We start from the raw sequence: 13998 nt of genomic DNA on the forward strand, positions 1-13998 counted from the left end.
CATCCAAGGCTCCCTTCCAACAGCCTTGAATCAGCAAACATCAGTCAGCGCCAGACCTTATTGAGTACGGAGCCTAGCCGTCCTGCCGGGCCAGCCACTGCCGGAGCAGCGCCAGATACCAGCCGGGATTGTCCAGCATGATGCTGTGGGCGGCGTCGGGTGCGGTCGCCATCATGGCGCCCGCGGCGCCGGCAAAGCGCGTGATGGTTTCCGGGCGGGCCTCGTCATGCTCGCCGGCGACGAACAGCGTGCGGCGGCCGTCGAGTTTGGTCAGCAACGGCCGGCCGTCGTAATCCTTCAGCGTGCCGGTGCAGGTGAATTCGGCGCGGCCCCACATGTGGTTGTAGAGATTGGCGGCGAACGGCACCGGCAGGGCGTCGCGATAGACGGCGAAGGCCTTTGGCGGCGCCACGCGGCGGACGTGGCGGGCGTAGAAGGCGTCGGTGGCGGCGTCGCAGGCCTTTTGCGGCGCCGCGCCGGCCACGTCGCAACGGTCCAGCAGATCGCGCACCTCGGCGGGCATGCCGGCCTTCAACAGCGCGGCGTCCTGCAGCCAGACATCGGTAGCCACCAGAGGTGATTGCAGGATCAGGCTGGCGAGCGGCGCCGGCCGGGTGGCGCCATATTCCAGTGCCAGTGTGCCGCCCCAACTGCCGCCCAGCACATGCCAGCGCGCGATGCCGAAATGGCTGCGGATCGCTTCGATTTCGCTGAGGAAGCGCGCCACGGTCCAATATGCGGGATCGCCCGGCCGATCGGAGCGACCGCAGTCGAGTTGATCATAGAGGATCACCGCGCGCTCATCGGCCAGCGCCGTGGCGTTCAGCCAGCCCCAGTGCGAACTGCCTGGCCCGCCGTGGATGAACAGGATCGGCGGACGCTTGCCATCAAGCGCGCCGTTGATGCGCACATAGATATTGCCGCCCTGGACGGGCACCATCGCTTCGCGATCCGGCGCGATGCGGATGCCGGCGGCGGTGGTACCCTGCGGCAGGCCTTGCGCTGCAAGCCGCGCCGGCAGCAGGCTGGCAAGGCCCGCGGCAATCAGATCACGGCGGGCCATCACTGCTGTGCGTCCGTCCTGCGCCGGAAGCCCGTGGGGTCGAGGCGCAAGTCGTGATCAGGATGGCTTGGGGCGATGGTCGCTGCGGCGGCCACCGCACCGGCCACGGGCGGCACATCGGTGCAGCCGCGCAGGGGCGATGGAGTGATCTTGGGCATCAGCGCCGTTCAAGCACAACCGGCAGCTTGCGGAAACCATGCACGAAACATTGCGCGACATATTCGGCCGGGCCGACCTGGCGCGGGAACAGCCCGCGGGCCAGCAGTTCCTCGAACAGGACGGCAATCTGCAGTTCGGCAAGGCGGGCGCCGACGCAGCGGTGAACGCCAAAGCCGAACGACAAGTGGCGGCGGGCGTTGGTGCGGGCGATGTCGAAGCGTTCCGCATCCGGGAACACCGCCTCATCGCGGTTGCCGCTGATATACCACAGCACGATCTTGTCGCCGGCCTTCACCGGCACGCCGGCGATGTCGGCATCCTGATTCGCGGTGCGGCGCATGTGCGCCAGCGGGGTCTGCCAGCGCAGCACTTCGGAAATGGCGTTGGAAATCAGGCCGTGGTCGGCCTGCAATTTCGCCCATTCGCCATCATAGCGGTTGAAGGCTTCAACGAGGCCAGACATCGAATTGCGGGTGGTGTCGTTGCCGCCAACGATCAGCAGGATATAATTGCCGGTGCGTTCCTGAAACGGCATGTCGCCCATGGCGTCGCTGTGCGCCATCGCGCTGATCAGGTCGCCGCTGGGCGGCTTGGCCTTGCGCTCCGCCATCAGCGCATCGAGCGCGTGAGTCATGTCGATCAGATGCTGCTGGCGGATATCTTTGGTGGCCGGGTTCAGCGCGGCTTCGATATCGCCGCCCCAATCCGACCACAGGGTAAGGTCGCGGCGCTTGGCCCAGGGATAATCGAACAGGATCGCCAGCATGCCGGTGGTCAGTTCGATGGAAACCCGGTCCACCCAGTCGAATTCCTCGCCAACGGGCAGCCCGTCGAGCAGTTCCTTGGTGCGGCTGCGCACTTCGACGGCCATGCGGGCGATTTCGGACGGGCCAAAGGCCGGCGCCACCACGCGGCGCTGATCGCTGTGGCGCGGCCGGTCCATCGCGATGAACTGCGGCAGGTTATATTCGCCGAACAGATCGACAACCGTGATGCCGCCGAATTCATGGCTGCTGGAAAAAATGTCGGGCCGGGCTTCGACGGCCATGATGTCGGCATGGCGGTTGACCGACCAATAAGGGCCGAACGGGCTGTCGGGCTGGTGGTGCACCGGCGCTTCGGCGCGCAGCCGGGAGAACACCGGCCGCCATGAGTCGTTGGCATAAAGCGTGGCATCGGACGGGTCGATTGCAGCAAGCGGTACGTCGAGGCCGAAAGCAGGTGCGATGGTAGCCATATGATCCTCCCCAAAAAGGCTGCCGCCTTTTGGCGGTCGTTCGTGCGATGCTAACCCCGTTCCTCTTTTACCGAAAGCCCCGCAGAAATGGCGATTCCAACGCTCGGAAATGTTGATACAAGTATCGACCCAAGCCGCGATCAGGTGCGCCGCTTGCGCGACGAGGGCCGCGATGGGCCGGTGGTGATGCTGAACCTGCTGAAATTCCGAGAACTTGCCAATTATCCGCCTGAACTGAACGAGCCGCCGTGCAGCGGAGAAGCGGCGTATGCGCGTTATCAACACGCCTTCACTGTGGCGGTTGGTGATATCAGCCAGGCCGAAGTGCTTTATGACGGGCCATGTGAACAAGTTTTCATTGGGCTGGCCGGCGCGCCGGAAACGGATTGGGACAAGGCCTTGCTGGTGCGTTACCCGTCGCGGCTGAATTTTCTCAACATGATGGCCGATACCGGCTATCGCGCGGCGCTGGTGCATCGTTATGCCGGGCTGGAACGGACGATACTGATCCAATGCGCAGGTTGATGGTTGTTCATGTCGCGCCTGTTGCACCGCAGCGCCAGAGGCGTATGAATATCGCAACGCAGCACGCCGCCCGGCATGGGTTGGCGCAAGGGGGTTGAATGGCTTCTCGTCCGATCGCGCCGGTTCCCCGGCCAACATCGCCGCACCTGTCCATCTGGAAATGGAAGGTGCATATGCTGGTGTCGATCCTGCACCGCGTCACCGGCCATGCGCTGGCCTTTGGTGCGGTGGTGATCTTCGCCTGGTGGCTGGCGGCGCTGGCGAGCGGGCCGGAGTATTTCCGATTCTTCCAGTCGATCGTGGTTTCGCCGTTCGGCGCCGTTGTCGGCATCGGCCTGACCTGGGTGATGTTCCAGCATATGGGCAACGGCCTGCGCCACTTCATCATGGATGCCGGCGAAGGCTTTGATCTTGTCACCTCCAGGCGCACGGCGTGGGCGACGATGATCTTTTCCGTCATCGCCACGGTGCTGCTGTGGGGCTTCATCATCCTGGGCAAGGGGCTGTAACGATGGGCAACGGCACACAATTGGGCAAGGTGCGCGGGCTGGGTGCAGCCGGCGGCGGTATTGTCCACCACTGGTGGATGCAGCGTGTCACGGCGGTGGGCAATCTGTTCCTGGTGTTGTGGTTCGTCATCAGCCTGGCGAGGCTGCCCAGCCTGGATTACGCCAGCACGGTGCTGTGGCTGCGCCAGCCGTTGGTGGCGGTGCCGATGTGCCTGCTGATCGTGACGGTGTTCTGGCATTTCCGCATGGGCGTGCAGGTGATGCTGGAAGATTATCTGCATGGGTCAAAGCGCGTCATCGCCATGCTCGCGCTTAATTTCTACACCTTCGCCGTCGCTGCCCTCGCACTGTTTTCGGTGCTGAAGGTGGCGCTCGGCGCTGCTTGAGTTGATGGGAAATACACGTGGCTGAAGCCTATCAGATTATCGACCATGTTTATGATGCCGTCGTGGTGGGGGCCGGCGGTTCCGGCCTGCGTGCCGCGATGGGCATCGCCGAGGCCGGCCTGAAAACCGCCTGCATCACCAAGGTGTTCCCGACCCGCAGCCACACGGTGGCGGCGCAGGGCGGCATCGCGGCAGCGCTAGGCAACATGGGGCCGGATCACTGGACCTGGCACATGTATGACACGGTGAAGGGCAGTGACTGGCTCGGCGATCAGGACGCGATCGAATATCTCTGCAAGGAAGCCCCGGCGGCGGTTTACGAGCTGGAGCATTTCGGCGTGCCGTTCAGCCGCACCGAAGCCGGTCGCATCTATCAGCGGCCGTTCGGCGGCATGATGCAGGACATGGGACGTGGCCCGCCAGCGCAGCGCACCTGCGCCGCTGCCGATCGCACCGGCCACGCGATGCTGCACGCGCTCTATCAACAGAGCCTGAAGTACAGCACCGATTTCTATATCGAATATTTCGCGATCGATCTGATCATGCAGGATGGCGAGTGCAAGGGCGTGATCGCGCTCAACATGGAAGACGGCAGCATTCACCGCTTCCGCAGCCACCAGACGGTGCTGGCCACAGGTGGCTATGGCCGCTGCTATTTCTCGGCCACCAGCGCCCACACCAGCACAGGTGACGGCGGCGGCATGGCGATCCGCGCTGGCGTGGCCATGCAGGACATGGAATTCGTGCAGTTCCACCCGACCGGCATCTATGGTGCCGGCGTGCTGATCACCGAAGGCGCGCGCGGGGAGGGCGGTTACCTGACCAACTCGGCCGGTGAACGCTTCATGGAACGCTATGCGCCGTCAGCCAAGGATCTGGCGTCGCGTGATGTCGTGTCCCGTTCGATGGCGATGGAAATCCGTGAAGGTCGCGGCGTGGGGGCGGAAGGCGATCATATCCACCTGCACCTCAACCACATCGATCCGGCCGTGCTGCACCAGCGCCTGCCGGGCATTTCCGAAACCGCCAAGGTGTTCGCTGGCGTGGATGTGACCAAGGCGCCAATCCCGGTGGTGCCGACGGTGCATTACAACATGGGCGGCATCCCGACCAATTATCACGGCGAAGTCGTCACCTTGAAGGATGGCAATCCCGACAGCGTGGTGCCCGGCCTGTTCGCGGTGGGCGAAGCCGCCTGTGTTTCGGTGCACGGTGCCAACCGCCTGGGTTCGAACAGCCTGATCGATCTGGTCGTGTTCGGCCGCGCCACCGCCCACCGCGTGGCCGCCATCCAGAAGGCCGACGCCAAGCATCAGACGCTGCCGAAGGACAATGCCGATTTCGCACTTGGCCGCCTCGATGGTTTCCGCCACGCCAAGGGTGGCTCAAGCACTGCCGAAGTGCGCCTGGCCATGCAGAAGACGATGCAGGCCAATGCCGGCGTGTTCCGTACCAGCGAAATCCTGGACGAAGGCGTGCGCAAGATCGACGCCATCTATCAGCGCATGGCCGATATCGGCACCACCGATCGTTCGATGGTGTTCAACACCGATCTGATCGAGACGCTGGAGTTGGACAACATGATCGGCCAGGCTGTGCTGACCGTGCACATGGGCCAGGCCCGCCACGAAAGCCGCGGTGCCCACATGCACGAGGATTTCCCGGCGCGCGATGACGACAAGTGGATGGTGCACTCGCTGGGCTGGTTCCGCGATGGTTCGGTGGAACTGGCCGCGCGGCCGGTGCACACCTACACGCTGTCGAACGAAATCGAGTATATCAAGCCTAAGGCGCGGACCTATTGATGGCATTGCCGGCGGCCTTGTTGCTTGACTTTGCGATGAACGATCGGGTGCAGGGGCTTGCCGTGCGCGCGTTCGACACGGTCTATTCGCGCATTTTCAAGAATGGCTCAGCCAATTCGGCCAGCAAATATATCGAAGCACAGCCAATGGCGCGAACCGAGACGCTGGTGCTCGATCGGCTGGATGCAATAGAGGGTCGGCTGGCAAATGTGCCGACCGACCATGAAATGGCAAACGCGTTTGCTGCCATGCAAGCAGAAATCAGGGCTGGTCAGCAACGAACCCTGATGATTCTTGTTATCCTCGGGCTGGTCAACGGCGGGTTGATACTGGCCCTCTTCCTGCGATGAGATACGTAAATGGCTGAATTCTCACTCCCCCCGAACAGCGTCATCAAGGGTGGCGGCAAGTCCTATCCGGCGCCCAAGGATGCGACGCGCACCAAATCGTTCAAGGTGTATCGCTGGAACCCTGATGATGGGCAGAATCCGCGTTACGACACCTATAGTCTCGATCTGGATGCCACCGGGCCGATGGTGCTGGACGCGCTGATCAAGATCAAGAACGAGGTGGACGCGACACTGACCTTCCGCCGGTCGTGCCGGGAAGGCATTTGCGGGTCGTGTTCGATGAACATCGATGGCACCAACACGCTGGCGTGCACGATGCCGATCGAGGATGTGAAGGGCGAGGTGGTGATCACGCCGCTGCCGCACATGGAGGTCATCAAGGACCTGGTGCCCGATTTCAAGCATTTCTACGCCCAATATGCCTCCATCAAGCCCTGGTTGCAGACGGTGACGGCGGCGCCTTCGGGCGAGGAGCGCGTGCAATCGCCGGAACAGCGTGAAAAGCTGGATGGGCTGTATGAATGCATCCTGTGCGCCTGCTGCTCCACGGCCTGCCCATCCTATTGGTGGAACAGTGACAAGTTCCTGGGCCCTGCCATCCTGCTGCAGGCCTATCGCTGGCTGGCCGACAGCCGCGACGAGATGACCGGCGAACGGCTCGATGCGCTGGAAGATCCGTTCCGCGTCTATCGCTGCCACACCATCATGAACTGCGCCAATGTCTGCCCCAAGGGCCTGAACCCGGCCAAGGCGATTGCCGAGATCAAGTTGATGATGCTGGAGCGTGCCGGCTGAGCAAAGCCCGCGTCTTGCAGCGCAGCATCGGCTTTGGTAGGGCAATCAAGCTGATTGTTATGCTGCCGTTGTTTATCAGGCAGCGACCTGGTGCAGGAAGGGTGGCGACGTGACGACGGCTCTGGCCACACGAACAGCGCAGCTGCGGCGGGGGCAACGCATCCTGCCGCAATATTCCAGCATGGAATATCAAGGCTGGTGGCAGTGGGCCAAGGTGGCCGTCGTCGTGTTGCTGGTGGGCTTGTCGATCTTCACGGGCCTGTTCATCACGGTTGGCGGCACGCAAGCCATCGGCCTGGTGGGTGCGCCGATCGGGATCATGGCCGGATTGTGCCTGTGGCTGCTGCCCGATGTGCAGCGCCCTACACACCCGCCTTTTTACAAGCTGGTGCTTGGCTATGTCGTGCTGATGGTCGGCTGGCCGGGCTATGTCGCTGTCGCGCTGCCTGGCTTGCCGTGGATCACGCCGCCACGCTTCGTGCTGGGTATCCTGCTGGTCGTCCTGGCCATGCAGGCCTCGCAATATGCCGATATTCGCAAACGGATCGGCGAAGTCTTTCTGTATGATCGAATGGCCGTTCGCTTCTATCTTGCGTTTGTGGTGATGGCGCTGCTTTCCTTGCCGTTCGCGCCTTCGCCCTTTGATACGCTGAAATATGCCATCAATCAGGAAATCCTGGCCTTCGCACCGGCGCTGGCGCTGGCGTGGGTGCTGCACAAGGATATCGAACTGTTTCCGCGGTTCCTGCTGCTGGTATCGTTGACCTGCATTCTCACCATGGTGGTTGGTGTGGTGGAGAACATCATGCAACAGCCGCCGTGGCTCGATTATATTCCCAGCTTCATGAAAATCGACGAGGAACTGCTGGCGTCCTATACATCATCCCAGGCGCGGATGGGCGATCCCCGTTACCGCATTCGCAGCACCTTCGGCATCGTGCTTTATTACACCCAGTATCTGTGCCTGGTGTTGCCGATCTTGACCTATTTCCTGCTGCGGATGAAGGGGTCGGCGCGGTTGATCGTCTGGCCGCTGGTTGGCGTCCTGATCCTGCACACGGTCTGGTTTGCCAATGCCCGCACGGCCAGCCTCGCCATGTTGTTGTCGGTATTCGGTTCGGCTGGTCTGGTTCTGTTGCGCAGTCTGATCAATCGCCGCGGCGGTGATCCGTTCAAGACCCTGTTCCAATCGGTGATGCTGTTGGCTGTGGTCGGATTGCTGGGTGCTGCCATCGCATCCAGTCACCAGGCGCAGATGTACACGATCGGCGGCGACCAGCATGCCGCCAGCAATATCACCCGCGATCGCCAGTGGGACAATACCTGGGCACAGGTGGCCAGCAATCCCATCGGGGTTGGTCTTGGCAATTCGCCAGACTTTGTCGGTACGAAGGGCCGTGCCAATCAGGTTGTGGACAGTCTTTATATCAACATGCTTGTTGATGTCGGGCCGATCGGCTTCATTGCGTTCTTCGGGCTGTATCTGCGGCTGATCTGGCTTGGCCTCGTGGTTTATGTGCGTGGGCGCGATGCGCTCGATGAGGTCACTGGTCACGTCACCCTGGGTCTGATTGGCCTGGTCGTGACCGATTATGTGATCAGTTTCACGGACAATAATTACCTGGCCATGATGTTCGGGGTCGGCATATTGCTGTTGCACCGGCGCCAGCAGGCGGCGATCGCGGCCGAAATGCAGGCGGCGGAACCGGCGCTGATCGACAACCCGGGCAAGGCGCTGGCGACGCGTTGATTGCACGATTGTCGCGGGCTATCCGTTGCGTCGCGGGGCCTGACGGCTATCGGGGCGCAGGTGCCGGCTCGGCAGGCTGATTCAAATATTCATCAACCACATCGGCAAGGGCGCGCGCGGTGGCTTGCAGGCCCGCCAGCGCCTCAGGCTGGGCTCGTGGCCCAACCTGGCTGGCATCGGCGCCGCGACCGGTGCGCTGGGCTTCGGAACCGGCGACGATCAGGAAATCCTTCACGTCATGCTTGCCCGCGCCAATCGGGGCGGCAAAGCTGCCCTTGGGATTGACGGCGTCGGCGGGCTTGGCCGGTTGGAAGATCAGATTATTGTCCGTCAGTACGGTGGCTGTCTTGGCGGTCGCGATGAACGGCGCAATATTGCCCCGCACCTCGCCCTTTGTGGTGCGCAGCAGCAGGATGAACGGCTTGTAACCCGTGCCCGAACGGCCGTCCGGGCTGATCGGTTGCCGGCCGACGAAGGCGTGTGGGGAGGCCAGCACGCTGTTGTTTTCTACCAGCACACCCTGCACGTCGCTGAGCGAGATGCCGTGTTTTGACGATCCGAAATAGATGTTGTTGCGGATCACCCAATCACGGTGAAAGCCCTGCGGCGCCTTGTTATACTCCATGTCCTCGGCGCGGGCGAAGATACCCTGAACGGCGCGATTTTCGCCGGCATCCATCAGATTGTTGCTGATTTCCACGCGCGCCGAACCATGGGGGCGATGCCGCGTCCAGAACTGGATCATGTCGGGATGCTCCTTCAGATCATAGCGCGGCAGCCAGCCCTGGAATAGATTGTTGCGAATGAGCAGCCCCTGGACATTGCTGACCAGCACGCCATCGCGGGCATCCTGAAAATCATTGTTGACCAGAACGACCCCCCGGCTGTCCTGCAAGGCAGCGAGCAGGCGGACATGGCGAACCTGGCTGTTGGCCAGCACGATGCCCTGGGCCTGGGTGAGCGCCAGGCCCTTGCTGCCTTCGTTCCAGGAATCCGGTCCGGGCGCCACACCATGGATCAGCACATCGTCCAGGGCGACATCCTGGGCGCGGGTGAAGGTGACGGCCGAGCCGCCGTACGGGCCGACATCGGGCTTGCCGGCAAGCAGGGTGACACCGCGCAAATGCCAGTTCCGCGCCGGGGCCGTGAATTTCATCTGGATCAACCGGGCGTCGCGCGGGCCGCTGATCGCGACCGGCGCGCCGTCAATCGCGCGATTGACGTCGATGCCGGCATAATCGCCCGGCGCAAGGCGGATCGTGCTGCCCGGCGCGGCGCTGGTGATGGCAGCGCGCAGACCGGCGACATCGCTGACATCGATCGCCTGCGCCATTGCCGGCTGCGTGAGCGCGGTCGCCGCCAGGAGAACGCAAAGGGCGGGGCGGAGAGCGAACAGACAGTACATTGTCGCTTGATAGCATATATGCCTGTCTGCCACATGACCGGCGGCCCGGGTTGCGATGGGAAGGGCCAGGGCAGGGGTAACAGGTGACAGACGTGCGGACCCTGCGAACGGCGACGGTGACCGATCCGGCGATTTCGGTGGTGATCCCCAGCTATAACCGCGCCACCGTGATCGGCAGGGCGATTCAATCCGTGCTGATGCAGGATGTCGATCGGTTCGAACTGCTGGTGGTTGATGATGGCTCCAGCGACGACACGTTGGCCGTGGTGCAGGCGATCGATGATCCGCGATTGGGCATCTATCAATTGGCGCGCAATGCCGGCGCGCCCGCGGCGCGCAATGCCGGTGTGGGGCTGGCGCGCAGCCCGTTGATCGCGTTTCAGGACAGTGATGACGAGTGGCGACCGGGATTGCTGGCCGCCCATGTCGCGATGCTGGCGACGCGCGATGTCAGTTTCTGCCAGTTGGAACAATGCTATGGCGATACGGCGACGCTGTATCCGCCGGCAGGTTGGGCCTTGCCGGCCAACATGCTGGATGAATTGCTGGCAACCAACCATATTTCCACGCAGACACTGGCCGTACGCCGGGCGGCGTTCGCTGCGGTGGGCGGCTTTGATCCGGCGATGCCACGCTTTCAGGATTGGGATCTGGTGTTGCGGCTGGCGGTGGCGGGATGTTCGTTCGGCTATATCGATCGGCCGCTGGCGGTGGCCTTCGACAGCCCGGACAGCCTGACCCGCAGTGTGCGCAAGGGGATCGCCGGCCGCGAGCGGTTGCTGGCCAAGCATCCGGCGCTTTATGCGCAGCGACCGCGCCTGCTGGCGCGTCACCATCATGTGATGGGGTCGCTGCTGCGGCGCATCGGCGAACACGCCGCCGCGCGCCGGCACTTTGCTGCAGCAGTGCGGCTCGATCCCGGTGAGTGGAAATCGGCGGCACAGTGGCTGCTGGCCAGCCTGGGGCGATAGGAAGGCGCTGGACAGCGAGCGGGCCCCGGCGCTAACCCCAGCAACATGGCACGCGAAACCTTCACTGATGGCCCCAATGCCGGCTGGACCTGCTGGCGCCGTGATCCCGATGGACGGTTCGCGTCCATGCTCGGCGATTTCTTCTTCCGGGAAGGCACGCGCGGCGTGGAGTGCCGCATGGAAACTGCGCGCAAGCATTCGAATGGCCTGGGTTATCTGCACGGCGGTTTCATCATGTCGTTCATCGACATGGCAATGTTTGCCTTCATCTTCCGCCAATTGGAGAATAGCGCGGCAGTGACGCTGAGTTGCGCGACCGATTTCCTGTCGGCGGGCATCGTCGGCAAGCCGATCGAAGCGCATGGCGAAATCCTGAAGGAAACCGGCAAGATGCTGTTTGTGCGTGGGCTGGTCACGCAGGATGGCGTCAATCTGGCCAGTTTCACCGGCACGATGCGCAAGATCCCGCGAGTGGCACGGCCGCGCGGCGAAGGCCATGCGACGCGGCCCGATGAACAGCCATTGGGGGAAACCCAGGTTGATTGAGGTTGCCGCCCGCTATCAGGCACTGCTGGCGGCGGGCGAACTGAAGGCCGACGCGGCGCAGGCCGAAGTGGTGGGGCAATTGTCGGCGCTGGAAACCGCGCTGGCGCAGCCGGTCAGCACGCCGGGCCTGTTGGGCCGCATGTTCGGCAAGGCGCCGCCGGCTCCGCCAATGGGGCTTTATATCTGGGGCGGGGTGGGGCGCGGCAAATCCATGTTGATGGATTTATTTTACGCGGCCTCTGCGGTCAGCCCCAAGCGGCGGGCGCATTTTCACGAATTCATGGCGGATGTGCACGGCGCCATCCACGCGCGGCGCCAGGCCGGCGATGGCGATCCGTTGATGAGCGTGGCCGGCACGATTGCCGACGGCGCGCGGCTGCTGTGTTTCGACGAGATGCAGGTGAAGGATATTGCCGACGCAGCAATCCTGTCTCGCCTGTTCACGGCCTTGCTTGCCCGCGGCGTGACGGTGGTGACCACCAGCAACCGGCCGCCCGGCGACCTTTATAAGGATGGGCTGAACCGGCATCTGTTCCTGCCATTCATCGATCTGATCGCTGCGCGCATGCAGATCATCACGCTGGATGGCCCGACCGATTATCGGCTGGCGCGCCTGGCCGGCACGCAGACCTGGCATGTGCCGAACGGGCCAGAGGCCAGCGCCGCGCTGTCGGCGGCGTTTTTCCGGATGACGGACTATCCACCCGAAGATCGCGCGCATGTGCCAAGCGCCGAACTTGAACTGCCGGGCGGGCGCACGCTGCATGTGCCGAAATCGCTGAAGGGCGCCGCCGTGTTCAGCTTTGCCCGGCTGTGTCGCAATCCGATGGGGGCGGCCGATTATCTTGCCATTGCCCGCCATTATCACACGGTGTTGATTGTCGGCATACCGGTGCTGGGGCCGGAGCGGCGCAACGAGGCGATCCGGTTCATCCACCTGATCGATGCGCTTTATGAACAGCGGGTCAAATTGATTGCGGCGGCCGATGCCGAGCCGGCGGCCCTTTATGTGGCGGGGGATTCGAGTTTCGAGTTCGAACGGACGGTGAGCCGGCTGATGGAGATGCAGTCGGCCGCCTATCTGGCGCTGGGGCATGGCCAATGATGCGGCGGCAATGAGGCTGCGACCGGCAACCGCCTCGCACATTTGCGTGGATACGTGTTTGCTGCGGTTGCACACGGCGCCGCGCCGCTCTATCCAGCCTGCGACAATCTGACCATCACAACGGAAAGGCCCATCCTCATGGCTCGCAAGAAAATCGCTCTGATCGGCGCCGGTAACATCGGTGGCACGTTGGCCCATATCGCGGCCCAGCGCGCGCTGGGTGATATTGTGCTGTTCGACGTGGTTGATGGCGTGCCGCAGGGCAAGGCGCTCGATCTGGCGCAGTGTGGCCCGGTCGAAGGCTTTGATGTCAGCCTGAAGGGCAGCAATGATTATGCCGATATCGCCGGCGCCGACGTGATTATCGTCACCGCCGGTGTCGCCCGCAAGCCGGGGATGAGCCGCGACGATCTGCTGGGCATCAACCTGAAGGTGATGAAGGCGGTGGGTGAGGGCATCAAGGCCAACGCGCCGGGCGCCTTCGTGATCTGCATCACCAATCCACTGGATGCGATGGTGTGGGCGCTGCGCGAGTTTTCTGGGCTGCCGCATCACATGGTGGTCGGCATGGCCGGCGTGCTCGATTCGGCGCGCTTCCGGCATTTCCTGGCCGACGAGTTCAACGTCAGCGTGCGCGATGTGAATGCCTTCGTGCTCGGCGGCCATGGCGACACGATGGTGCCGGTGATCGAGTATAGCACGGTGGCCGGCATCCCGGTCCCTGATCTGATCAAGATGGGTTGGTCCACCAAGGAGCGTATCGATGCGATCGTGCAGCGCACCCGTTCGGGTGGCGGCGAGATCGTTGCGCTGCTGAAAACCGGCAGCGCCTTTTACGCGCCAGCGACCAGCGGCATCGAGATGGCCGAAGCCTATCTGTACGACCAGAAGCGCCTGCTGCCCTGCGCGGTGCACCTGTCCGGCCAATATGGCGTGAATGATCTTTATGTCGGCGTGCCGGTGGTGATCGGTGCCGGCGGCGTGGAGCGCGTGGTGGAAATCGCCCTGTCAGACGAAGCCCAGGCCAATTTCACGGTGAGCGTGGATGCGGTGAAGGAACTGCTGGCCGCGTGCCGGGCGATTGATCCGTCGCTGGTATAAACCCGGGATATACAGTATATCCCGGTTATGAACGCGATCACTGTCCGCACCTTCAAATCCGGCAATAGCGAAGCTGTGCGCCTGCCAAAGGGCTTTGGTTTTGGGCCGGGCACGCAGGTACGGATCGAGCGGGAGGGCGGGCGCCTCGTGCTGACGGCAGTCGATGATGCAGAAAGCTGGCGGCGCGATGCAGCCAGACTGGTTGACGACCTGCGAGCGATCCGCGGTGTCGATCAGATTGAGCGGGAGGAACGTGACACCGACTGGTGGCCGGATCGGCCAGGGCTTTGA

15 protein-coding genes are annotated in these 13998 nt (G+C 63.1%); 12 read left to right on the forward strand and 3 right to left on the reverse strand.

Features of this window, described 5'->3' with window-relative positions:
- Positions 1–73: 73 nt before the first annotated feature.
- Together ACTIEZ_RS14250 and ACTIEZ_RS14255 are read right to left on the reverse strand one after the other, a co-directional pair.
- Positions 74–1063 (reverse strand): proline iminopeptidase-family hydrolase, encoded by a 990-nt coding sequence (locus ACTIEZ_RS14250; protein WP_439547351.1) that lies wholly within the window; start codon positions 1061–1063, stop codon positions 74–76.
- Between the two features lie 157 nt (positions 1064–1220).
- A complete protein-coding gene (locus ACTIEZ_RS14255; protein WP_439547352.1) occupies positions 1221–2459 on the reverse strand; it encodes a cytochrome P450 in 1239 nt (412 codons plus the stop codon).
- 153 nt (positions 2460–2612) lie between these two features.
- On the opposite strand from ACTIEZ_RS14255, the gene ACTIEZ_RS14260 reads away from it, so the two are divergent.
- The 7 genes from ACTIEZ_RS14260 to ACTIEZ_RS14290 all read left to right on the forward strand — a co-directional run bounded on the left by ACTIEZ_RS14260 (position 2613) and on the right by ACTIEZ_RS14290 (position 8579).
- On the forward strand, positions 2613–2984 hold the full coding sequence (locus ACTIEZ_RS14260) for a DUF1330 domain-containing protein (RefSeq protein ID WP_439547353.1): 372 nt from the start codon (positions 2613–2615) through the stop codon (positions 2982–2984).
- Between the two features lie 98 nt (positions 2985–3082).
- Entirely contained in the window at positions 3083–3493 is a 411-nt protein-coding gene (gene sdhC, locus ACTIEZ_RS14265; protein WP_439547354.1) for a succinate dehydrogenase, cytochrome b556 subunit, read from the forward strand.
- 2 nt (positions 3494–3495) lie between these two features.
- On the forward strand, positions 3496–3879 hold the full coding sequence (gene sdhD / locus ACTIEZ_RS14270) for a succinate dehydrogenase, hydrophobic membrane anchor protein (protein ID WP_439547355.1): 384 nt from the start codon (positions 3496–3498) through the stop codon (positions 3877–3879).
- Positions 3880–3896: 17 nt separating this feature from the next.
- Positions 3897–5684, forward strand: coding sequence for a succinate dehydrogenase flavoprotein subunit (gene sdhA / locus ACTIEZ_RS14275; RefSeq protein WP_439547356.1), 1788 nt, complete (start codon positions 3897–3899; stop codon positions 5682–5684).
- On the forward strand, positions 5684–6034 hold the full coding sequence (locus ACTIEZ_RS14280; RefSeq protein ID WP_439547357.1) for a hypothetical protein: 351 nt from the start codon (positions 5684–5686) through the stop codon (positions 6032–6034). The genes sdhA and ACTIEZ_RS14280 overlap by 1 nt, the downstream gene beginning before the upstream one ends.
- A 9-nt stretch (positions 6035–6043) precedes the next feature.
- Positions 6044–6829 (forward strand): succinate dehydrogenase iron-sulfur subunit, encoded by a 786-nt coding sequence (locus tag ACTIEZ_RS14285; RefSeq protein WP_439547358.1) that lies wholly within the window; start codon positions 6044–6046, stop codon positions 6827–6829.
- 109 nt (positions 6830–6938) lie between these two features.
- The gene (locus tag ACTIEZ_RS14290; protein WP_439547359.1) at positions 6939–8579 is read left to right on the forward strand and encodes an O-antigen ligase family protein; all 1641 of its coding nucleotides are present in this window, start codon (positions 6939–6941) and stop codon (positions 8577–8579) included.
- A gap of 46 nt (positions 8580–8625) precedes the next feature.
- Here ACTIEZ_RS14290 and ACTIEZ_RS14295 read toward each other — a convergent pair whose 3' ends face one another.
- Positions 8626–9912, reverse strand: a complete 1287-nt coding sequence (locus tag ACTIEZ_RS14295) for a right-handed parallel beta-helix repeat-containing protein (RefSeq protein WP_439547360.1) — start codon at positions 9910–9912, stop codon at positions 8626–8628.
- A gap of 164 nt (positions 9913–10076) precedes the next feature.
- Here ACTIEZ_RS14295 and ACTIEZ_RS14300 point away from each other — a divergent pair, with 164 nt between their 5' ends.
- From ACTIEZ_RS14300 to ACTIEZ_RS14320, 5 genes are all read left to right on the forward strand, one after another.
- Complete coding sequence (locus ACTIEZ_RS14300) at positions 10077–10955, forward strand: glycosyltransferase family 2 protein (RefSeq protein ID WP_439547361.1); 879 nt, start codon at positions 10077–10079, stop codon at positions 10953–10955.
- Positions 10956–11000: 45 nt separating this feature from the next.
- A complete protein-coding gene (locus ACTIEZ_RS14305) occupies positions 11001–11501 on the forward strand; it encodes a PaaI family thioesterase (RefSeq protein WP_439547362.1) in 501 nt (166 codons plus the stop codon).
- Positions 11494–12606 carry a cell division protein ZapE gene (gene zapE, locus ACTIEZ_RS14310; protein ID WP_439547363.1) on the forward strand — a complete coding sequence of 371 codons (1113 nt, stop codon included), beginning with the start codon at positions 11494–11496 and terminating at the stop codon, positions 12604–12606. Before ACTIEZ_RS14305 ends, zapE begins: the two co-directional genes overlap by 8 nt.
- A gap of 138 nt (positions 12607–12744) precedes the next feature.
- Positions 12745–13707 carry a malate dehydrogenase gene (gene mdh, locus ACTIEZ_RS14315; RefSeq protein ID WP_439547364.1) on the forward strand — a complete coding sequence of 321 codons (963 nt, stop codon included), beginning with the start codon at positions 12745–12747 and terminating at the stop codon, positions 13705–13707.
- A gap of 27 nt (positions 13708–13734) precedes the next feature.
- Positions 13735–13998, forward strand: coding sequence for an antitoxin (locus tag ACTIEZ_RS14320; protein WP_439547365.1), 264 nt, complete (start codon positions 13735–13737; stop codon positions 13996–13998).

The organism is Sandarakinorhabdus sp., from assembly GCF_051860625.1.
Taxonomy (GTDB): Bacteria; Pseudomonadota; Alphaproteobacteria; order Sphingomonadales; family Sphingomonadaceae; genus Sandarakinorhabdus.

Coding starts and splice junctions, on each gene's coding strand:
- ACTIEZ_RS14250 (WP_439547351.1), bottom strand. CDS start 1,063: ATGGCCCGCCGTGATCTGATTGCCGCGGGCCTTGCCAGCCTGCTGCCG.
- ACTIEZ_RS14255 (WP_439547352.1), bottom strand. CDS start 2,459: ATGGCTACCATCGCACCTGCTTTCGGCCTCGACGTACCGCTTGCTGCA.
- sdhC (WP_439547354.1), top strand. CDS start 3,083: ATGGCTTCTCGTCCGATCGCGCCGGTTCCCCGGCCAACATCGCCGCAC.
- sdhD (WP_439547355.1), top strand. CDS start 3,496: ATGGGCAACGGCACACAATTGGGCAAGGTGCGCGGGCTGGGTGCAGCC.
- ACTIEZ_RS14280 (WP_439547357.1), top strand. CDS start 5,684: ATGGCATTGCCGGCGGCCTTGTTGCTTGACTTTGCGATGAACGATCGG.
- ACTIEZ_RS14285 (WP_439547358.1), top strand. CDS start 6,044: ATGGCTGAATTCTCACTCCCCCCGAACAGCGTCATCAAGGGTGGCGGC.
- ACTIEZ_RS14295 (WP_439547360.1), bottom strand. CDS start 9,912: ATGGCGCAGGCGATCGATGTCAGCGATGTCGCCGGTCTGCGCGCTGCC.
- ACTIEZ_RS14305 (WP_439547362.1), top strand. CDS start 11,001: ATGGCACGCGAAACCTTCACTGATGGCCCCAATGCCGGCTGGACCTGC.
- mdh (WP_439547364.1), top strand. CDS start 12,745: ATGGCTCGCAAGAAAATCGCTCTGATCGGCGCCGGTAACATCGGTGGC.
- ACTIEZ_RS14320 (WP_439547365.1), top strand. CDS start 13,735: ATGAACGCGATCACTGTCCGCACCTTCAAATCCGGCAATAGCGAAGCT.